The following is a 20,042-nucleotide window of genomic DNA, read 5'->3' as shown; positions in this document are numbered from 1 at the left end:
AAGGGTAAAAGCAGATGACCGTGAAACTCTCTTCTTCCATCCTCGCCAAGCTGCCGCCCAAGGTCGCCGGCCCGAAATATGATCGCGCCGCGCTCAAGGCCGGCATCGTGCATTTCGGCGTCGGCAATTTCCATCGCTCGCACCAGGCCGTCTATCTCGACGACCTGTTCAATTCGGGTGTCGGCCACGACTGGGCCATTGTTGGCGCCGGCGTCTTCGAGGGCGAGAAGGTCGGCCGCGGCAAGTTGCAGGAGCAGGACTGGCTGACCACCGTGGTCGAGCAGGACAGCGGCCATATGAGCGCGCGCGTCACCGGCGTCATGATCGACTTCCTGGTGCCGGGCGATGCGGCCGCAATCGTCGAGCGGCTTGCCGATCCGGCGATCAAGATCGTCTCCCTGACCATTACCGAGGGCGGCTATTTCATCGATCCGGCATCCGGCGTCTTCAATCCGACACATCCCGACATCGTTGCCGACGCTGAGCCGGGGGCGACGCCGAAGACCGTCTTCGGCCTCGTCCTCGCCGGGCTGCTGCGCCGCCGCGCCGACGGTATCGTGCCCTTCACAATCATGTCCTGCGACAACATCCCCCATAACGGCCACGTCACCTCAGATGGCGTCATCGGCCTTGCGCGGCTGATCGACGAAGGTTTGGCAAACTGGGTGAGCGAGAACGTTGCCTTTCCCAATGGCATGGTCGACCGCATCACGCCGGCCACCACCGACCGCGAGCGCGGCATTCTCTCCAGCGAGTTCGGCCTCGACGACAATTGGCCGGTGTTTTGCGAACCGTTCAAGCAATGGGTGCTGGAGGACCGTTTCACCGACGGCCGCCCGCCGCTGGAAAAGGTCGGCGTGCAGTTCGTCAGCGACGTCGCGCCCTATGAGCTGATGAAGATCCGCATCCTCAATGGCGGCCATGCGACCATCGCCTATCCGGCCGGGCTGATGGACATCCATTTCGTCCATGAGGCGATGCAGGAGCCGCTGGTACGCGGCTTCCTCGACAAGCTCGAGCATGACGAAATCATCCCGACCGTGCCGCCGGTTCCGGACACCGACCTCGAAGATTACTACCAGCTCATCGAGCACCGCTTCTCCAATCCGAAGATCGGCGACACCATACGCCGGCTTTGCCTCGACGGCTCCAACCGCCAGCCGAAATTCATCATTCCGACCATCGCCGACCGGCTGAAGGCTGGCAAAAGTGTCACCGGCCTTGCACTGGAATCGGCGCTCTGGTGTCGCTACTGCTTCGGCACGACGGATTCCGGTGCCGTCACCGAGCCCAACGACCCGAACTGGGGCCGGTTGCAGGCGACGGCCAAGGCGGCCAGGGACATGCCTGCCGCCTGGCTTGCCATGGAGGACATCTATGGCGATGTCGGCCGCTCGCCGCCGTTCGCTGAAGCCTTCGGCCAAGCGCTGAGACTGCTGTGGGCGGACGGCGCGCGCGCGACACTGACGCGCTATCTCGCCGGCGACCTCTGAAGCCGATCCAGCGCGATGACGCCTGAACTGGTCATTTTCGACTGTGACGGCGTGCTGGTGGACAGTGAGATGCTGTCCGTCTCGGCATTGCTGGAGATGATCGCGCTTGCCGGCGGCAACGTCAGCGAGGACATTGCCTACGAGCACTTCCTCGGCAAGAGCATGAAGAGCGTCCGCGAAATCCTCGCAAGCGACTTCGGGCTCGATCTCACCGACCAGCATCTGACCGAGATGCGCTCCGAACTGATGCGCAGATTCCGCGAGGAGCTGAAACCGATGCCAGGTATCGCACAGGTCCTGCCGAGGCTCGGCGTACCGTGCTGCGTCGCCTCCTCCGGCACCCTGGAACGCATCCGCTATGCGCTCGACGTCACCGGGTTGCTTGGGCTGCTGGAGCCGCATTTGTTCAGCGCCGCCATGGTGGCGCGGGGCAAACCGGCGCCCGATCTCTTTCTCCATGCAGCAGATAAAATGAGAGCGGCCCCGCGAAACTGCCTCGTCGTCGAGGACAGCCCGGCCGGCATCGAAGCGGCGCGGGCGGCCGGCATGCGCGTCCTTGCCTTCACCGGCGGCTCGCACACCGGCAACCCGGCATTGAAAGCGCGGCTTGCGTCGAGTGAGCCGGACTTTATATTCGCTGACATGCTGCAATTGCCCGATCTGATTGCAGGCCTGGGAGCGAGAGCAAGAACACCTTGACCAACAGTTTCGTTTGCGCGGTCGATGTCGGCACCGGAAGCGCTCGTGCCGGCATTCTCGACACCGGTGGCGCCTTGCTCGGCCGCGCCGAGCACCCGATCGCCATGCAACAGCCGAAGGCCGACCATGCCGAGCACGATTCGCAGGATATATGGTCGGCGGTGTGCATGGCCGTCCGCGCTGCCCGCGAAAAGGCGGGCGTGCGGGCCGAGGATATCGTCGGCATCTCCTTTGATGCCACCTGCTCGCTGGTGGTGCGAGACCGGCATGGCGGCCAGCTCAGCGTGTCCGTCACTGGTGAAAGGCGCTGGGACACCATTGTCTGGCTCGACCATCGCGCAATTGCCGAGGCCGACGAATGCACTGAAAGCGGCCACGCTGTGCTCGACTATATCGGCGGCGTCATGTCGCCGGAAATGGAGACGCCGAAGCTGATGTGGCTGAAGCGCAACCTGCCCGGAACATGGAACGAAGCCGGCTATCTATTCGACCTCACCGACTTCCTCACCTGGAAGGCAAGCGGCTCGCTCTCCCGTTCACAATGCACGCTGACCGCCAAATGGACCTATCTAGCCCATGAAGCGACCGGCTGGCGGCGCGACTTCTTCGAAGCCGTCGGGCTCGGCGATATCTTTGAGCACGGCAACCTGCCGGAAAAGGCAAGCCCGGTCGGTGCCGATATCGGCCCGCTCGGCGCGCAAGCCGCGACGGAGCTTGGCCTCACCGAAAAATGCCGGGTCGGCGCCGGCGTCATCGATGCCTATGCCGGCGCGCTTGGCGTGCTCGGCGGTTTCGCCGGTGACGCGACGAACATCGGCCGCCATCTGGCCCTGATTGCCGGTACGTCGAGTTGCGTCATGGCGATGTCGCCCGATCCGCAGCCTTTCGCCGGTGTCTGGGGCCCATATTATGGCGCAGCCCTTCCCGGCCTGTGGCTGTCGGAAGGTGGCCAGTCGGCCACCGGCGCGCTGCTCGACCACATCATCCGCTGGCATGGCGCCGGCGGCGAGCCGGATGCCGCCATGCATGCCAGGATTGCCCACCGCGTCGCCGAGTTGCGTGCCGCCGAGGGCGAAAACCTCGCCGCAAGGCTGCACGTACTGCCCGATTTTCACGGCAACCGCTCGCCGCTCGCCGACCCGCATGCCGTCGGCGTCATCAGCGGGCTGACGCTGGATGCCTCCTTCGACAGTCTGTGCAAGCTCTACTGGCGCACCGCCGTCAGCATCGCGCTTGGCGTCCGTCATGTGCTGGAAGCGCTGAACGAGAACGGCTATCTGATCGACACGCTGCACGTCACCGGCGGCCACACCAAGAACCCGCTGTTGATGGAGCTCTATGCCGATGCAACCGGCTGCACGGTGGTCGAGCCGCTGGCGGACGAGGCGGTGCTGCTCGGCACCGGCATGATTGCCGCCACCGCGGCCAGGCTTTTTCCCGATTTGAACGCTGCCTGCGTCGCCATGCAACAGGGCGGCAGGACGCGAGAGCCCAATCCGGCTGCCGCCGGCCGGTTCGATCGCGACTACCGCGTGTTTCTCGAAATGCACAGGCAAAGGCAGGCGCTGGACGCGATCCGATAAATCGGGATCGGTTGCTATCTCTGGTTCCAGCGCCGGATGACCGGCTCGTCAAGGTCGTGCTCATAACCGAGCACGCTTATGCTGGCGGTATCCAGCACGAAAAACGCGCCGGCTTGCGGCGGCAGGCCGAGCCAGCGTGCGGCCAGCACCCTAAGGAAATGCGAGCTTGAGAAGACCAGGACATTGCTGCCGACCTCGCGCAACTGGCTGACGATCCGGTCCGCCCTCGAGCCGACATCCGTGGCGGACTCGCCGCTCGGGCAGCCGTCGCGAAAGAGACGCCAGCCGGGGCGCTCGGCGAGGATTTGCTTGGTGGTCAATCCCTCATAGGCACCATAATCCCACTCCGCCAGATCGTCCTTCTTCACGCCTGACGAGCCGAAGCCGGCCAGCGCACAGGTGTTGAAGGCGCGCTGCGACGGGCTCGACCACACCGCCGAGAAGGACAGGCCCTTGAGCCGCTCAGCGATCCGCCTTGCCGCTTCCTCGCCGGCCGGCGTCAGCGGTATGTCGGTTCGGCCGGTATGTTTTCCGGACGCACTCCATTCCGTCTCGCCATGCCGAACCAGATAGATTTCGGGAAACGCGCTCATCAGGCTGCCTTTCAAATGGATTCTGCCGCGACCATAGCGGCTTCCATAGCCTCTCCAATAGCCTGCATTGAACCGACTGGCTTAACCCTTCCGCAAGTCAGCCTCTTGCCACCGGTGCCCATTTGATAGACAAACCCGTCGTAATGCGGAATCCGGCCGATCTTGGCCATTTTCCGCGCTGAGACGCGGCTTCCGGCTCTTGCCGACGTGCCGCAATCGGATAGGCGGAAAACTAGAATGTCTGCGATCGAAGCCGACGCTCGCGCGCCGGAAAACCTTTGGCGTCGGGAAATCAGGGCGATGCTGGCGCTCGCCTGGCCGATGGTGCTGACCAATCTCGGCCAGACCGCGATGACCGCTACCGACGTCATGATGATGGGGCGGCTGGGGCCGGACACGCTGGCCAGCGGTGCGCTTGGTGCCAATCTCTACTTCATGCCGCTCATCTTCGGGCTCGGCCTGATGCTGGCGACCTCGCCGATGATGGCGACCGAGCTCGGCCGTCGCCGGCACTCGGTGCGCGACCTGCGCCGCACCGTGCGCCAGGGTCTGTGGCTGGCGATCCTCATTTGCATTCCGATATGGGCCCTTCTCTGGCACGGCGAGAGCGTGTTGCTGGCCATGGGTCAGGAACCGGCGCTGGCGCACCAGGCCGGCATCTATCTGCGCTGGCTCGAATGGGCGGTGCTGCCCTTTTTCGGCTACATCGTCCTGCGCTCGTTCATTTCGGCGCTGGAGCGGCCGGGCTGGGCGCTGATCATCGTCTTCGTTGCCGTCGCCTGCAACGCCTTCTTCAACTGGCTGTTCATGTTCGGCAATCTCGGCATCCAATCGATGGGCATCGCCGGCTCCGGCCTCGCCACCACTCTGTCCAGCACGTTGATGTTCGCCGGCATGGCGGCGGTGGTGATGCTTGAGAAGAAATTCCGGCGCTATCGTCTGTTCGGACGCTTCTGGCGCGCCGATTGGCCGCGCTTCAAGGGCCTGCTGCGGCTCGGCCTGCCGATCGCCGGCCTGCTGGCGTTCGAGGTGACGATCTTCAACGCGGCGGCCTTTCTCATGGGCCTGATCGATGCGGCTTCGCTTGCCGCCCATGCGATCGCCATCCAGATCGCCTCGATCACCTTCATGGTGCCGCTCGGCCTCAACCAGGCGGTGACGGTGCGCGTCGGACTTGCCCACGGCGCCGGCAATCCGGAAGGTGTCTGCCGGGCTGGCTGGACCGCCTATGTCGTCGGTGTCTCCTTCATGGCGCTGATGGGGCTAGTGATGATCCTGTGGCCGCATCTCTTGATCGGCGCCTTCATCGATCTGGGCAATCCGGCTAATGCCGAGGTGGTGGCGCTTGCCGTGTCGTTCCTCGCCTTTGCCGCGCTGTTCCAGGTTTTTGACGGTGCGCAGGCGGTCGCCAGCGGCATGCTGCGCGGCCTGCACGACACCAAGGTGCCGATGATCTATGCCGCGATCGGATATTGGGGCGTCGGGCTGCCGCTCGGCGTGCTGCTGGCCTTCCGTTTCGGCTTCAACGGCGTCGGCATCTGGATCGGCCTGTCGTCGGGACTGGCGGTGGTTGCGGCGCTCTTGCTAGGGCGCTGGCTGCGGCGTGACAGGATCGCGCCGCCGCTGGTATTCGGGCGTTGAATTGCTGGTCGCCCGCTCAGCGGGCCGCCGCCCGCTGCTCGAGCGAACGTGCGTATTGCGTCAGCGGAAAGCACATGACGAAGAAGATCAGCGCTACCAGCCCATAGACTTTGAACGGTTCGAAGGTCGCATTGTTGATCGCGTTGGATGTCCTCACCAGCTCCTCGAAACCGATGATCGACGTCAGCGCGGTCGACTTGATCAGCTGCACCAGAAAGCCGACGGTCGGTGCGCGGGTGATCGAAAACGCCTGAGGCAAGATGATCAGCCGGAGTTCCTGCAGATAGTGCAGGCCGAGGCTGGCGCCGGCGTCCCACTGGCCGCGCGGCAGTGCATCGACGCCGCCGCGCCAGATCTCGGCGAGATAGGCGCTGGCAAAGAAGGTCAGGCCAAGCACCGCCGCGGTCCACGGCTCGATGCGCAGGCCCAGCATCGGCAAGCCGAAGAACATCAGGAAGAGCTGCATCAGCAGCGGCGTGCCCTGGAAAAGCGCGATATAGCCGGAGGCAAACCGGCGCGCCCATTTATTCTTGGCGATCCGGAAGAACAGCACGATCATGCCGACCACGGCCCCGCCGACAAAGGCGGCCAGCGACAAGAGCACCGTCCAGCGCGCCGCCAGCAGCAGGTTGCGCAGAATGTCCCAGAAGGTGAATTCGATCATGACACGCCGGCTCCGAGAAGCCGGCGCCCGCCGCCGACCAGCAGCCGGCGCAGCCCAATCGACAGGATGAGATAGACCATCGTCACGATGAAATAGGTCTCGAAAGCCCGGAACGTGCGCGCCTGCAGCATGTCGGCTTCATAGGTCAGCTCGCGAACGGCGATCTGCGATACCACGGCGGATTCCAGCATCATGATGACGATCTGGCTGGTCAGCGCCGGATAGATTACCTTGAGCGCCTGCGGCAGCACGATCTTGATGAAGACCTGGCGCGGCCTGAGCCCAAGCGCCAGTGCCGCTTCCGTCTGCCCGGGCGGCACCGCGTCGAGCCCGGCGCCAACGATCTCGATCGTATAGGCGGCCATGTTGAGCGTCATCGCCAGCATGGCTGCCAGCACCGGATCGAGCTTGACGCCGATGCTGGGCAGCCCGAAGAAGATGAAGAATAGCTGCACCAGGAACGGCGTGTTGCGGATCACCTCGACATAGACGCCGATCGCCCGCTTGAGCAGGAGCGGACCGTTCCGCCGCCCTGCGGCGCCGAGGATGCTGAGCAACGTTCCCGCCAGCGTGGTGACAGCGATCAACAGGATCGTCGTGGCCGCGCCGCGCGCGATCGCCCCTGTCGCCCCGGCAAGCCAGCCGAAGTCGAGGCTATAGCTCACCGGCCATCAATCCTTGAGATTGGCGGGATCGAGCGGCGTCTTCAGCCAGGCTTTCGAGCTTTCGTCCAGTCTGCCGTCGGCCAGCATCTTGGCAACCGCATCGTTGACCGCTTGTTTGAGGCGGTCTTCCTTCTTGTTGAGGCCGATATGCGAGGGCGAGGTGAGAAGCTGGAATTTCTGCTCCGGCTTCAGTTCCTCCTGCCGGGCGAGCACCTGGGCGCCGACATCGTTGCCGACCACCATCAGTTGGGTCTGACCCGAAATGAAGGCCTGGATGACGGAATTGTAGTTGTCGAAACGGCGGATGTCGGCCGAGGCCGGTGCCGCCTCGGTCAGCGAGGTATCCTCCAGCGTGCCGCGATTGACGGCGATCGACTTGTCGGCGAGGTCTTCCTTGCCTTTGACCGCAAGAGCTGCCGGGCCGATGACGGCGATGTAATAGGGCGCGTAGGCGGCGGCGAAATCGATCACCTGCTCACGCTCCTTGGAATAGCCGACGCTCATCAGCAGGTCGACGCGCTTGTCGGTAAGGTACGGGATGCGGTTCTGGCCGGTCACGCTGACCAGATTGAGCTTGACCTTGAGCTGGTCGGCGATGGATTGCGCCACGTCGATGTCGTAGCCCTTGATGCTCATGTCGGCGCTGGCCGAGGAGAAGGGCGGGAAGTCGGAAAAGATGCCGACATTGATGGCGCCGGCCTTGGCTATGTCGTCGATCGCGTCGGCATTGACGGCCTGCGTCGTGAAAGCAAAACCGGTCGCGCCGAGCATCAGCACGGCGGCGATGGACGATTTGAGTTTCATGTGAAGTGTCATTGTCATTCCCCTGCTGGAAGCTTGTTTGTTTGAGTGCAACCGCCGGCTCCAGCGCGGCGGTCGCCTTTGGATTCTCTAGTGGACCATGATCTTCTCCGAAAACCGGTTCCCACTTTCGGGATCATGGTCGAGCGTGTCAGCCCGCCTTGCCGGTGATTGCCGGGCTGAAGACCATCAGGCTGAGGATCTCGAACAGCACCTGCGCGCCGGCGTGCGCCGTGTTGGTGGTCGCGTCGTACTGCGGTGCCACCTCGACCACGTCGCCGCCGACGATGTTGAGTCCCTTCAGGCCGCGCAGCAGCTCGAGCACTTCGCGCGTCGTCAGCCCGCCGACCTCCGGCGTGCCGGTGCCCGGTGCGAAGGCCGGATCGATGCTGTCGATGTCGAAGGAGACATAGGTCGGGCCGTCGCCGACTATCCTGCGCGCCTTCTCGATAATGGCGGGAATGCCGAGGCCGGTCACCTCTTCGGCATGCACGACGGTCATGCCGGACTCATAAGTGAACTCCCACAGATACTCGGCCGAGCCGCGAATGCCGATCTGGATAGTGCGGCTCGGGTCGAGCACGCCGTCCAGCACCGCGTTGCGGAACGGCCCGCCATGGTGGAACTTGGTCATGTCGAACAGGCCGCTGGTATCGCAGTGCGCGTCGATATGGATCATGCCCACCGGCGCCCTCTTGCCGACAGCCTTCAGGATCGGGTGGCTGATCGAATGGTCGCCGCCGACAGACAAGGGCAGGACGCCGGCGTCGACGATCTGGTTGGTGCGGCGTTCGATGTCGTCATGGCTGGTCTCCAGCCGGTAGCGGCTCTGGAACGGCACGTCGCCGATGTCGGCGACCTTCAGCTCATGCGTCGGCGCGCATTCCAGCACATGGTTGTAGGGGCCGATGCGCTCGATGGCGCGCAGCGCCCTTGGCCCGAAACGGGCGCCCGGCCGGTTGGTGACGCCCAGATCCATCGGCACACCGATCATCGCCACCTGCAGATCGCCGAAATCCGGATTGTCGGCGGCGATTTCACGATAGGGCGCCGCGAGGAAGGTCGGGATGCCGGAATAGGGCGCCAGTCGCGTGCCGGTCTTGGAGAAGATCTTGTCGGCGACACGCTGGAATTTCGGGTCGAACATTTCGCCGCCATGGCTCTCGCCGTATTTGCGGCGCAACGCTTCGAGCTTGCCGCGGTCGTAACCCATGTCGGTCCTCCATGGCTGGTGCGGCGCGCGGACAGCGGCCCCGATAGCCGCAGCCGTCGGCTGCCTGCAGATTTCACGTCGTGATGCAATGCCTAGGCAAAGTGTCCCGTAGCTGCATTGAAAAATCAATTGATATTGTTAGTGTGTTATCTGTGAGAAAATCTCACAGAGCCTAGGGTCCAAATGGCCAAGCGTTTGCCACCGCTCAACCCGCTGCGCGCCTTCGAGGCGACGGCGCGCCACGCCTCGCTGAGCAAGGCGGCGGCTGAGCTCAACGTCACCCACGGCGCCATCAGCCATCAGATCAAGGCGCTCGAGCAATCGTTGGGTGTCAAGCTGTTCGAGCGTGCCGGTCAGCGGGTGAAGCTGACGCCACACGGCGCCGAGTTGCTTCCGGCGGTGTCGACCGCCTTCGACGGCATTGCCGCCGCCACGCAGCGCATGACGAGGCCGGCCAGCACCGGCGTTCTCTCTGTATCCTGCGTGCCGGCGCTACTGTTGCTGTGGATGATCCCGCGGCTGGGCAGCTTCACCTCGCAATATCCGGATATCAGGCTGACGCTGATCCCATCCAATGATGCCAAGGACGTCCGCGCACCGCATATCGATGTCTGCGTGCACTATGGTGACGGCAGCTGGACCGACTGCTGGATGCGCAAATGGTCGGGCCTCGAACTGTTCCCGGTGGTCAGCCCGACGCTGATCAACAACCGCCCGATCCGCACCGTCCGCGACCTCGCCGATCACGTCTTCCTGCATGGCGACGACGGCCGCGAATGGCATACCTGGCTGGCCGCCGCCGACGCGCTGGACCTGGAGCGCGGCCGCCGCCATCATCTCGGCGATGCGCGCATGGCGACCGAGGCGGCTGTCCACGGCCATGGCGTGGCGCTCGGCGATACGGTGACGGCAAGCGGACTGCTCGCCAGGGGCCTGCTTGTCGCCCCGTTCAGTCTTTCCGTGCCGGCCGTCGACGATTTCTACGTCGTCTGCCGCAACGAGATGCGGTCGGCGCCGATCGTGCAATTGTTCATCGACTGGCTGTTTGCCGAGAAAGAGCAGGCCGACCGCCGCGCCGACGCGCCGGTGGCAGGCCGCATCGGCATTCGCCGCAAGCGTCCAGCGCTCAAGGTGGTCGGCGCCAAGACCGCATCCTGAGGCCGAAACTGCCGTAGGCGCCGCTTGCCGCAGCGGCTTCTTTTTGTCGGGCCAGCCCGCAAAGCGGGAGGCGCGTTCAAAAATTCGATGCTAAGAGGCATTTGGAGCAATTCCAGGAAAAGTGCGCAGCGGTTTTCCGTCCGGAATTGCGCTAGACAAAAGCTAGAGCGAGCAGCGAAGGCGCATTGAGCGATGGCAAAGACCGATATAGCGCGGCGCGTCTACAATCACACCTGGAAGCTCGACCCGATCGTCCGCAGCTTGCTCGACACCGATTTCTACAAGCTTCTGATGCTGCAGATGATCTGGGGCATGTATCCCAAGGTCGACGCCACCTTCTCGCTGATCAACCGCACCACCTCGGTCCGCCTTGCCGAGGAGATCGATGAGACGGAGCTGCGCGAGCAGCTCGACCATGCCCGCACCTTGCGCTTCTCTAAGAAAGAGATGATCTGGCTCGGCGGCAACACCTTCTATGGCCGCAAGCAGATATTCGAACCGGAATTCCTCGCCTGGCTGGAAAATTTCCGGCTGCCCGAATACGAGCTTTCCAAGCGCGACGGTCAATACGAACTCGCCTTCAGCGGTCCGTGGATGTACACGACGCTGTGGGAGATCCCGGCGCTGGCAATTATCAATGAACTTCGATCTCGCGCGGCCATGCGGGCGTTCGGGCCGTTCGCGCTCGACGTGCTCTATGCCCGCGCCAAGGCCAAGATGTGGGCCAAGACCGAGCGGCTGAAGGCGCTGCCCGGCATCCGCATCTCGGATTTCGGCACCCGCCGCCGTCATTCTTTCCTGTGGCAGCGCTGGTGCGTCGAAGCGTTGAAGGAGGGCATCGGCGAGGCCTTCACTGGCACCTCCAACGTGCTGCTCGCCATGGACAACGATCTCGAGGCGCTCGGCACCAATGCGCATGAACTGCCGATGGTGTTCGCCGCGCTCACCAATTCGGAAAAGGAATTGAAACAGTCGCCCTACAACGTGCTGCAGGACTGGCAGCGCTACTACGGCGGCAACCTGCTGATCGTACTGCCGGACACCTTCGGCACCGCGGCGTTCCTGCGCGATGCACCGGACTGGGTCGCCGACTGGACCGGCTTCCGCCCCGACAGCGCGCCGCCGATCGAAGGCGGCGAGAAAATCATTTCCTGGTGGCGCGAAAAGGGCAAGGACCCCAAGCAGAAGCTGCTCATCTTCTCGGATGGGCTGGAGGTCGAGACCATCGAGGAAACCTACCGCCACTTCCGCGGCAAGGTGCGCATGTCCTTCGGCTGGGGCACCAACCTGACCAACGATTTCGAGGGCTGCGCGCCGACCGAGACCAACCGGCTAGACGCCATCTCGCTGGTCTGCAAGGTCACCGAAGCCAACGGCAGGCCGGCGGTCAAGCTTTCCGACAATCCGGCCAAGTCGACAGGCGACGAGAAAGAGATCGAGCGCTATTTGCGCATCTTCGGCCAGAAGGACCGCGTGGAGCAGTTGGTGAAGGTGTGAGGTAGGGGAACTCTTGCGTAGTATGAGTTCCTTCGCGCCCCCCTCTGTCCTGCCGGACATCTCCCCCACGAGGGGGGAGATTGCGCCCTCATTGCTGCTTTCGCCAATCGCTAAAGTTGCAGAAGGAGAGCCGACGGCGGAACCGCCGATCTCCCCCCTTGAGGGGAAGATGTCCGGCAGGACAGAGGGGGGCGCCGTAGAGCGCTGCATTTCTGCAATCAGGCCCTTTCCCGGCCTCGTCGCTTCCTTGGCATTCCCATCCACGCCCGCCTTCGCCCACGCCTCCGACCGCGGCCACGTCCTGCTCCTCCCCACCGGCTACTACGTCGTCGGTGGCGCGCTCTCGGTTGCCGCCAGTTTCCTTGTCCTGGCGCTACTGCCGCCGGACTCCCTCGACCGCTTCTGGCGCAAACGCCTGCCGCTTTTTACCTTCGGCGACGGCGCGCGGACTGCCGTCAGCCTGGTATCCTTTGCCGGCTTTGCAATTCTGATTGCCGCCGGCCTGTTCGGCAGCCGCGATCCGCTTTCCAATCCGATGCCGCTGACCGTATGGATGCTTCTCTGGGTTGGCCTGGCTCTGTTGCAGGGGCTCGGCGGCGATCTCTGGTCGTGGCTCAACCCCTGGTACGGGCCATGCCGCGTCGCCTCGCGCCTGTCCGGCAGAACGCAGCCGTATCTGCTCCCCCAACGGCTCGGCTATTGGCCGGCTTTCCTGCTGTTCTTCGCCTTCGCCTGGTTCGAGCTGATCGACCCTGCGCCCGACGATCCGGCGCGGCTGGCCTGGGCCGCCGGCCTCTACTGGCTGCTGAGCTTCGCCGCCATGCAGGTCTTCGGCTACCGCGACTGGACCCTGCGCGGTGAGTTCCTGACCGTGTTCTTTTCCATGGTGGCGCGCTTCGCCATCGTCGAACGTAGCGCAGACGGCCGGCTAAAACTCTGCTGGCCGGGCGCCAAGCTGCTCGGTGCCGCGCCGCTACCGCGCAGCGGCGTCGCTTTCCTGCTGCTTGCGCTGTCGTCGGTGTCCTTCGACGGCCTGTCGAAAACCTTCTTCTGGCTAGGCTGGTTCGGCATCAATCCGCTGGAGTTTCCGGGACGCACCGCTTTGATCGGCATCGGCAGCTTCGGCCTTGTGCTGAGCTTTGCCGTGCTTGCGGCCGTGTTCGCGCTCGCCGTCTTTCTTGGCCAGAACCTTGCCGGCAGCAAGCATTCGCTCGGTCACGCCGCCGGGCTTTTGGTCTGGTCGATCGTACCGATCGCGCTCGCCTACCACTTCGCGCATTATCTGACGGCGCTGCTGGTCGACGGCCAATATGCGATTGCCGGTCTCTCCGACCCGTTTGCGCTGGGCTGGAACCTGTTCGGTACCGCCGACATGTCAATTGAAGCCGGCGTCGTCGCCGGTGCCGGTTCGGCGTGGTGGCTGTGGAACCTCCAGGCCGGCGTCATCATAGCCGGCCACATGCTTGCTGTGCTTGTCGCCCATGGCTTGGCCTGGCGGCTGCACGCCATTCCGGCTTGCGCCGCGCTCAGCCAGTTCCCGCTCACCGTGCTGATGATCGCCTACACCGTCCTCGGCCTATGGCTGCTTGCGACGCCGAGCGCCGGATGAACGAGGTGTGCGATGCCCGCCAATCGAACCTTGGGGAAAGCTCGCTTGCCACGTCAGAGCTTTGGTGATTTAGTTTGTACACATGCAATTTTCGCCCCTCTTAACAAGAGTGGCCTGCCTGCTACAGCCATTGGTCAAAGCTCAAAAACAAGGGGAACTGCCGTGACTGACAAGAATGGGTTTTTCGATCTCTCCAGATCCGCTCTCACCCGCCGCACGGCGCTGAAGGGCCTTGCCGCCGGCGCCGGTCTTGCCGTCGCGCCGGGTTTCGTGCGTTACAGCCAGGCGCAGAGCTCGGCGCCGATCAAGATCGGCTTCCAGTCGCACCGCACCGGCATCGGCGCCGCCTATGGCCGCTGGTACGAGAAGACCACAGCGGCTGCCGTCAAGGCGATCAACGAAGCCGGCGGCATCAACGGCCGGCCGGTCGACGTGATCATCGAGGATGACGGCACCGATCCCGGCCGGGGCGCCGAAGTCGTCGGCAAGTTCGCCTCCCAGCACAAGACCGACATCGTCTACGGCACGCTGTTTTCGCATGTCGTCATCGGCTCGGCGCCGGCCGCCGGCGAGGCCAAGATGCCCTATTTCGTTGTCAGCGAAGGCCACCACGTCGCCTCGACCAAATTGAACCGCTACGTCTTCCAGCCCGGCATCACCGATGTGAAGAGCCAGATCCAGTCGATGGCACCGTGGATTGCCGCCAATGCCGGCAAGAAGGTGACGCAGATCTTCCCCGATTTCGCTTTCGGCTATGACCATCGCGACTACCTGCCGCCGGCGCTGAAGGCGCAAGGCGCCGAGGTCATTGCGCAGATCGCGATTCCGCCGACGGAATCCTCCTTCACCAAATATTTCCCGCAGATCCCCGCGGAGACCGAGGTGATCTACCACGTCATGGTCGGCCCGGCGGTGCTCACCTTCGTCAAGGAGCTCGGCGAGTTCTACGGCTCCAATCGGCCGCAATTGTTCGGCTTCATCGATTCGCTCGAAGCCACCGACATCAACAGCCCCGGCCTCGAATTCCTCGACGGTAGCCATTTCTGGGAAGGCTCGCCGCGCTACGCGCAGCCCGATGATTCCCCCGCACAGAAGGCCTACCGCGCCGCCGTCGGCATCGATGACAATGGTGCCGCCGTCGGCGACCCCAAGGACGTCTCCACCGCCGCGCACATGTTCGGCTGCTGGGAAACGCTCTACGTCGTCAAGAAGGCGATGGAGGATGCCGGCTACAAGGGCCCGGAAGACCGCGCCAAGCTGGTCGAGGCGACCGAGGCGTTGACCGAGTTCGCCGAGGGGCCCGAGCATCCGCAGGGACCGAAAACCTTCAACGGCAAGATCCACCAGTGCTTTGGTATCCAGAACATCTCCAAGGTCGAAGGCGGCCGGCTGAATGTCGTCCACAAGACCAAGATCGAGGACGGCCTCTATGAGCCTGAGGGGGATTACACGACGCAGACGCTGTGAGCTTGGTTTCATTAAGCACAGTGCGCTTCGGCCCACCCCCCTCTGTCCTGCCGGACATCTCCCCCTCAAGGGGGGAGATTGGCTGTCACCAGCGCTTTCGCCAATCGCAAAGGCCGGTAGGTGGCCGCCTTCGCGGGAACTGCCAATCTCCCCCCTTGAGGGGGAGATGTCCGGCAGGACAGAGGGGGGTGCGCCTCGCACCTGCGATGGGTGTGTAACCGATGCACTTCGGACCTCACCTGCTCCTCGCCGCTCTCGAAGGCCTCGTCACCTCCGCCGTGCTGGCGCTGACGGCGCTTGGCCTGTCGCTGGTGTTCGGCGTCATGCGCGTCGTCAATGTCGCGCATGGCGAGTTCTTCATGCTGGGCGCGGTGCTTGCCTGGGCGATCTCAACGGCGATATCCGGCCATCCGGCGCTCGGCTTCCTGGCCGCCCTGGTGCTGGCGCCGCTGATCGTCGGCCTGATCGCGCTGCTCGCCGAACGGCTGGTGCTGCGCCGGCTCAACTACAATCCGGAAGCCACCATCGTCGCCACTATCGGCATGCTCTACATCATCCAGCAATTGGCACTGACCTTCTACGGCCCGGAGGCGCGGCCGGTGGAGCCGCCGTTCAGCTACCGCATCCTCCTGCCGTGGTTCGGTTATTCCGGCTACAAGCTGTCGATCATCGCCGCGTCGGCGCTGCTGCTGGTCGCGACCTGGCTGGTGCTGACGCGCACGAAAATCGGCCTCGTCATGCGCGCCACGCAATATGACAGCGAGACGGCGCAGGCCTTCGGCATCCCGGTGACCAGAGTCTATGCCGGTGTTTTCGCGCTCGGCGCCATGCTGGCTGCTGTCGCCGCGGTGCTGATCGTGCCGATCAGCCAGGCCCACTATCTGATGGGGCAGGACCCGCTGTTGCTGTCGTTCATCGTCGTCATCATCGGCGGCCTCGGCTCGCTGCGCGGCACGGTCGTCGCCGCGGTGCTGATCGGCCTTTCCGACGGCATCATCTCGGTGTTCTTCTCACCGACGCTGGCCAAGATCATCGCCACCTTGCTCGTCGCCATGGTGCTGGTGTTCCGGCCGCAGGGCCTGTTCGGGACGACATCGCGATGAAGGATGCTTCGCCGGCAAAGCCATATGCGCTGCACCTCGGCGCCATCGCCCTGCTTTGCGGGCTTAGCTTCGTCCTGCCGGAATACCATCACGGCCTGCTCGCCCGCATCATGGTGCTGGCGGTCTTCGCCATGGGCTACAATCTGCTGTTCGGCTATGTCGGGCTGCTTAGCCTCGGCCATGCCATGTTCTTTTCAGCCGGGCTCTATGGCGCCGGCCTTGCCGTCATCCATCTCGGCTGGAGCGTGCCGGCCGCCTTCGCAGCCGGGCTTGCCTGCGGCGCGCTTCTCGCGCTGGGGATCGGGCTGCTGGCGCTGCGCACCTTCGGCGTCGCCTTCATGATCGTCACTATGATGTTCGCGCAGGTATTCTATCTCGTCATCCTCTATTTCGCTGCCTGGACCGGTGGCGACCAGGGCATGGTCGTGCCGCAGCCGATGCGTGTCCTTGTCCTGGGCAGCACGTCACTCGACCTCACCAACCCGACCGTGCGCTATATGAGCGCGCTGGCACTGTTCTCGATCGTGCTGCTCATAAGCCTGGCGATAGTCCGCTCCGGCTACGGTCGCGTGCTGGTCGCCATCCGCGAGAACGAAGAGCGGACCAAAATGCTTGGCTACGATACATTTTCCAACAAGCTCGCCGCCGTCGTCATCTCAGGCAGCATCTGCGCGGCTTCCGGCGCGGCCTATGCGCTGCTGTTCGGCTATGTCGGCTCGAGCTTCGCTTCGGTGCAATATTCCATCCTGCCGCTGCTCTGGGTGCTGCTGGGCGGCGCCGCCACCACGCTCGGTCCGCTGATCGGCACGCTGTTCATGTATTATGTCATCGACATCGCCAGCGGCTACACCTCGGCCTATCTGCTGATCGTCGGCATAGCGCTCATCCTGCTGGTGCTGTTCTTCCCGAGAGGCGTTCTCGGCAGCATCCGCCAGCGCTGGCTCGGGTGGTTGCCATGATGCCGCTGCTCACCACCAAAGGCCTGTCGCGCAGTTTCGGGGGCTTGCGTGCCGTCGACGGCGTCGACTTCGCGCTGATACCGGGCGAGATTCGCGCCATCATCGGCCCTAACGGCGCCGGCAAGACCACCTTCGTCAGCCTGGTCAGCGGCCGCATCCAGTCCTCGTCGGGCACGATCATCTTTGACGGCGCCGATATCACCAGCCTGCCTGCCTACGCCAGGGTTCGCCTTGGCATCGCCTATACGTTCCAGATCACCAGCGTCTTTGCCAATCTCAGCGCCTACGACAATGTTGCCCTGCCGGTGCAGCGCACGCTGACCGACGGCCGCTCGAAGGGCGCGGTTCACACCGGCGTCATGGCCGCGCTCGAGCGTACCGGCCTTGCCGACCGCGCGCAAATGCCGGCCGGGCAATTGTCCTACGGTCACCAGCGGTTGCTGGAAGTGGCGATGGGACTGGCACTGAAGCCGCGGCTGCTGATCCTCGACGAACCGACGCAAGGGCTGGCCGACAGCGAGATCGACAATTTCATCGAGCTGGTGCGCGAGATCGCCGATAGCGCCACCGTGCTTTTGATCGAGCACAACATGCCGGTGGTCATGCGGCTCGCCGACCGCATCACCGTCTTCAACGCCGGCAGGATTTTGGCTGAAGGCACGCCCGAGCAGATCCGCGCCAATGCCGCGGTGCAGGACGCTTATCTGGGGACCACCCATGACTGAGGTCCAGTCCAAGGCACTGACCGTTTCCGGGCTCGATTGCTTCTATGGCGAGGTCCAGGTGCTCTATGGGCTGGATCTGGTTCTGAACGAGGGCGAGGTGCTTTGCCTGTTCGGCCGCAACGGCGCCGGCAAGACGACGACGCTGAAGGCGATCATGGGCCTGGTGCCGGCAGCCGCCGGCTCGATCAGGCTCGAAGGGCGGGAATTGACCGGCTTGCCGGCGCACGAGGTGCCCAAGGCCGGCGTCGCCTACGTGCCGCAGGGCCGGCGGCTGTTCGCCGAGATGACGGTGGGTGAAAACATCGAGATCGGCCTGATGGCCCGCAACAAGGGCAAGGCGACGCGCGAAAACGTGCTCGATCTTTTCCCGCTGCTGCGCCAGCGCCTCAGGCAGCGTTCCGGCACGCTATCCGGCGGCGAGCAGCAGATGCTGGCCATGGCCCGCGCCCTGTGCCTGGAACCACAGGTGCTTCTGCTCGACGAGCCGACCGAAGGGCTGATGCCATCGATGATCGCCAAGATCCGCGAAACCGTATCGAAGCTGCGTGCGCTTGGCGTGTCGACAATTCTTGTCGAGCAGCGCGTCGATGCCGTGCTGTCGGTCGCCGACCGCGTTTGTTTCATCGAAAACGGCCGCAACCGCGAGACGGTCGATGTCGAGGAACTGCGTGCCGATCCCTCGGCGGTCCGTCGCTATGTCGGCGTCGGATGATCAGGCAAAGAACAGCAAGCCGGCAAGCAGGAACGTCGGGATCAGCACGGCGCCCGACCACGCCATATAGCCAAAGAAGCTCGGCATCTTGATGCCGCGATGCCTGGCAATGGCATAGACCATGAAATTCGGCGCATTGCCGACATAGGTGTTGGCGCCCATGAACACCGCGCCGGCCGAGATCGCCGCCAGCGTCGAGGCGAACTCGGCCATCAGATGCTGCGCATCGCCGCCGGCCAGTTCGAAGAACACCAGATAGGTCGGCGCATTGTCGAGGAAGGACGACAGCGCCCCGGTGAGCCAGAAATAAGCGAGATTGTCGGGTGCGCCGGTCGGCGAGCTGACCAGCAGCACCAACGGCGCCAGCGCGCCGTCGAGGCCGGCCCGCAATATGGCGACGACCGGCACGATGCAGATGAAGATGCTGGCGAACAGCTTCGCCACCTCGGCGATCGGCCCCCAGCTGAAGGCATTTGCGCCGCGAAATTCCTTCGGCGAGACGACAAGCGAGGTGAAGGCCAGTATCAGGATGGCGGCGTCGCGCACCAGGTTCTGCAGCTCGAGGCTGACGCCCTGAAAAGAGAAACTCACTCCCGGCTTCCAGGCAGCGGAAATCAGGATCGCGGCGATTACGCCGGCCAGCAGCGGGATGTTGGCCAGGCCGCGAATGCGCACCTTGCTGTCGGGCGTCGGATCCTTGATCTTCGGCGCGCCTTCCTCCCGGCGATGCATGATGATGTCGATCGCCAGGAAAACAGCCAGCACCACGCCGGCGACGAACAGCGTCTCGGGCAGCAGGTGAACTGTCGTCCAGAAGAAATCGACGCCGCGCAGAAAGCCGACGAACAGCGGCGGATCGCCCAGCGGCGTTAGCGACCCGCCGATGTTGGACACCAGGAAGATGAAAAAGATGACGACATGGGCGTTGAAGCGCCGGTTGTCGTTGGCGCGGATGAGCGGCCGGATCAGGATCATCGAGGCGCCGGTTGTGCCAATGATCGAGGCAAGCAGCGCCCCTCCCAGCAACAGCCCGGCATTGACCAGCGGCGTGCCGTGTATGTTGCCGGCAACGAAGATACCGCCCGAAATGGTGAACAGCGCAAACAGCAGGATGATGAACGACATGTATTCGGTGAGCAGCGCATGCAGCACCGCCTGCGTGGCGGACGGGATGCCGAAGGCGATGGCCAGCGGCCCGATCACCAACGCTGCCCAGAAGGCAGCGATCTTGCTGTAATGGTGCTCCCAAGCATGATGGAACAGCAGCGGGCCGGTCGCGATGCAAAGCAATAGCCCGGCAAACGGCAGCACCCACCAAAGCGACATGGCGGCGCCCGGCAATTCGTGCGCTTCGGCCGCGAGAACCGCTCTCGGAGAAAAGATTGCTGCAATAAGTGCAGCACTTGCCGTCAACGCCGCAAACCGCATGAAGCCCCTCAAAAGTCTGTCAGGTTCGGCTG

Annotated in this window: 19 protein-coding genes; 12 read left to right on the top strand and 7 right to left on the bottom strand. The window is 63.9% G+C overall.

Annotated features, from left to right (window positions below):
* Positions 1 to 14: 14 nt before the first annotated feature.
* Genes NKI70_RS13305 through NKI70_RS13295 form a run of 3 tightly spaced genes read left to right on the top strand, consistent with a single transcriptional unit; the run spans position 15 to position 3,775 of the window.
* Entirely contained in the window at positions 15 to 1,493 is a 1,479-nt protein-coding gene (locus NKI70_RS13305) for a mannitol dehydrogenase family protein (RefSeq protein ID WP_352455926.1), read from the top strand.
* A gap of 15 nt (positions 1,494 to 1,508) precedes the next feature.
* Positions 1,509 to 2,192, top strand: a complete 684-nt coding sequence (locus tag NKI70_RS13300; RefSeq protein WP_352455927.1) for an HAD family hydrolase — start codon at positions 1,509 to 1,511, stop codon at positions 2,190 to 2,192.
* Complete coding sequence (locus NKI70_RS13295; protein ID WP_352568547.1) at positions 2,189 to 3,775, top strand: FGGY-family carbohydrate kinase; 1,587 nt, start codon at positions 2,189 to 2,191, stop codon at positions 3,773 to 3,775. Before NKI70_RS13300 ends, NKI70_RS13295 begins: the two co-directional genes overlap by 4 nt.
* A gap of 14 nt (positions 3,776 to 3,789) precedes the next feature.
* Here NKI70_RS13295 and NKI70_RS13290 read toward each other — a convergent pair whose 3' ends face one another.
* Both NKI70_RS13290 and NKI70_RS13285 read right to left on the bottom strand, forming a co-directional pair.
* On the bottom strand, positions 3,790 to 4,371 hold the full coding sequence (locus NKI70_RS13290; protein ID WP_352456011.1) for a histidine phosphatase family protein: 582 nt from the start codon (positions 4,369 to 4,371) through the stop codon (positions 3,790 to 3,792).
* Between the two features lie 8 nt (positions 4,372 to 4,379).
* Positions 4,380 to 4,538, bottom strand: coding sequence for a hypothetical protein (locus tag NKI70_RS13285; RefSeq protein WP_352724659.1), 159 nt, complete (start codon positions 4,536 to 4,538; stop codon positions 4,380 to 4,382).
* Positions 4,539 to 4,605: 67 nt separating this feature from the next.
* Between NKI70_RS13285 and NKI70_RS13280 the strand changes: the two genes are divergently transcribed.
* On the top strand, positions 4,606 to 6,009 hold the full coding sequence (locus NKI70_RS13280) for an MATE family efflux transporter (RefSeq protein WP_352568546.1): 1,404 nt from the start codon (positions 4,606 to 4,608) through the stop codon (positions 6,007 to 6,009).
* A 16-nt stretch (positions 6,010 to 6,025) separates the two neighbouring features.
* Here the strand turns inward: NKI70_RS13280 and NKI70_RS13275 are convergent, their stop codons facing one another.
* The 4 genes from NKI70_RS13275 to speB form a co-directional block, all read right to left on the bottom strand.
* Positions 6,026 to 6,673: an amino acid ABC transporter permease gene (locus tag NKI70_RS13275; protein WP_023722520.1), complete on the bottom strand. Its 648-nt coding sequence runs from the start codon at positions 6,671 to 6,673 to the stop codon at positions 6,026 to 6,028.
* On the bottom strand, positions 6,670 to 7,338 hold the full coding sequence (locus tag NKI70_RS13270) for an amino acid ABC transporter permease (RefSeq protein ID WP_352568545.1): 669 nt from the start codon (positions 7,336 to 7,338) through the stop codon (positions 6,670 to 6,672). The genes NKI70_RS13275 and NKI70_RS13270 overlap by 4 nt, the downstream gene beginning before the upstream one ends.
* Before the next feature lie 6 nt (positions 7,339 to 7,344).
* On the bottom strand, positions 7,345 to 8,154 hold the full coding sequence (locus tag NKI70_RS13265; RefSeq protein ID WP_352568544.1) for a transporter substrate-binding domain-containing protein: 810 nt from the start codon (positions 8,152 to 8,154) through the stop codon (positions 7,345 to 7,347).
* A 136-nt stretch (positions 8,155 to 8,290) separates the two neighbouring features.
* Complete coding sequence (gene speB / locus NKI70_RS13260; protein WP_023676981.1) at positions 8,291 to 9,352, bottom strand: agmatinase; 1,062 nt, start codon at positions 9,350 to 9,352, stop codon at positions 8,291 to 8,293.
* 183 nt (positions 9,353 to 9,535) lie between these two features.
* Between speB and gcvA the strand changes: the two genes are divergently transcribed.
* The 8 genes from gcvA (at position 9,536) to NKI70_RS13220 (ending at position 18,582) form a co-directional block, all read left to right on the top strand.
* Entirely contained in the window at positions 9,536 to 10,510 is a 975-nt protein-coding gene (gene gcvA, locus NKI70_RS13255; protein ID WP_023676980.1) for a transcriptional regulator GcvA, read from the top strand.
* Positions 10,511 to 10,702: 192 nt separating this feature from the next.
* Positions 10,703 to 12,007, top strand: coding sequence for a nicotinate phosphoribosyltransferase (gene pncB, locus NKI70_RS13250; RefSeq protein ID WP_254815847.1), 1,305 nt, complete (start codon positions 10,703 to 10,705; stop codon positions 12,005 to 12,007).
* A 169-nt stretch (positions 12,008 to 12,176) separates the two neighbouring features.
* The gene (locus tag NKI70_RS13245; RefSeq protein WP_352724657.1) at positions 12,177 to 13,616 is read left to right on the top strand and encodes a hypothetical protein; all 1,440 of its coding nucleotides are present in this window, start codon (positions 12,177 to 12,179) and stop codon (positions 13,614 to 13,616) included.
* A gap of 162 nt (positions 13,617 to 13,778) precedes the next feature.
* On the top strand, positions 13,779 to 15,083 hold the full coding sequence (locus NKI70_RS13240; protein WP_352455933.1) for an ABC transporter substrate-binding protein: 1,305 nt from the start codon (positions 13,779 to 13,781) through the stop codon (positions 15,081 to 15,083).
* A 221-nt stretch (positions 15,084 to 15,304) separates the two neighbouring features.
* Positions 15,305 to 16,186 (top strand): branched-chain amino acid ABC transporter permease, encoded by an 882-nt coding sequence (locus NKI70_RS13235; protein WP_352455934.1) that lies wholly within the window; start codon positions 15,305 to 15,307, stop codon positions 16,184 to 16,186.
* Positions 16,183 to 17,145, top strand: a complete 963-nt coding sequence (locus NKI70_RS13230) for a branched-chain amino acid ABC transporter permease (protein ID WP_352588621.1) — start codon at positions 16,183 to 16,185, stop codon at positions 17,143 to 17,145. Before NKI70_RS13235 ends, NKI70_RS13230 begins: the two co-directional genes overlap by 4 nt.
* Positions 17,142 to 17,870: an ABC transporter ATP-binding protein gene (locus NKI70_RS13225; RefSeq protein WP_352588619.1), complete on the top strand. Its 729-nt coding sequence runs from the start codon at positions 17,142 to 17,144 to the stop codon at positions 17,868 to 17,870. The genes NKI70_RS13230 and NKI70_RS13225 overlap by 4 nt, the downstream gene beginning before the upstream one ends.
* The gene (locus NKI70_RS13220; RefSeq protein ID WP_352697259.1) at positions 17,863 to 18,582 is read left to right on the top strand and encodes an ABC transporter ATP-binding protein; all 720 of its coding nucleotides are present in this window, start codon (positions 17,863 to 17,865) and stop codon (positions 18,580 to 18,582) included. Before NKI70_RS13225 ends, NKI70_RS13220 begins: the two co-directional genes overlap by 8 nt.
* On the opposite strand, the gene NKI70_RS13215 is transcribed toward NKI70_RS13220, so the two are convergent.
* Positions 18,583 to 20,010, bottom strand: coding sequence for a sodium:proton antiporter (locus NKI70_RS13215; protein WP_352724656.1), 1,428 nt, complete (start codon positions 20,008 to 20,010; stop codon positions 18,583 to 18,585). It abuts the gene before it with no gap.
* Positions 20,011 to 20,042 lie beyond the last annotated feature (32 nt).

Source organism: Mesorhizobium sp. M0500 (assembly GCF_040321165.1).
In the GTDB taxonomy this organism is placed as follows: domain Bacteria; phylum Pseudomonadota; class Alphaproteobacteria; order Rhizobiales; family Rhizobiaceae; genus Mesorhizobium.
This window is presented reverse-complemented; position numbering and strand designations above follow the sequence as displayed.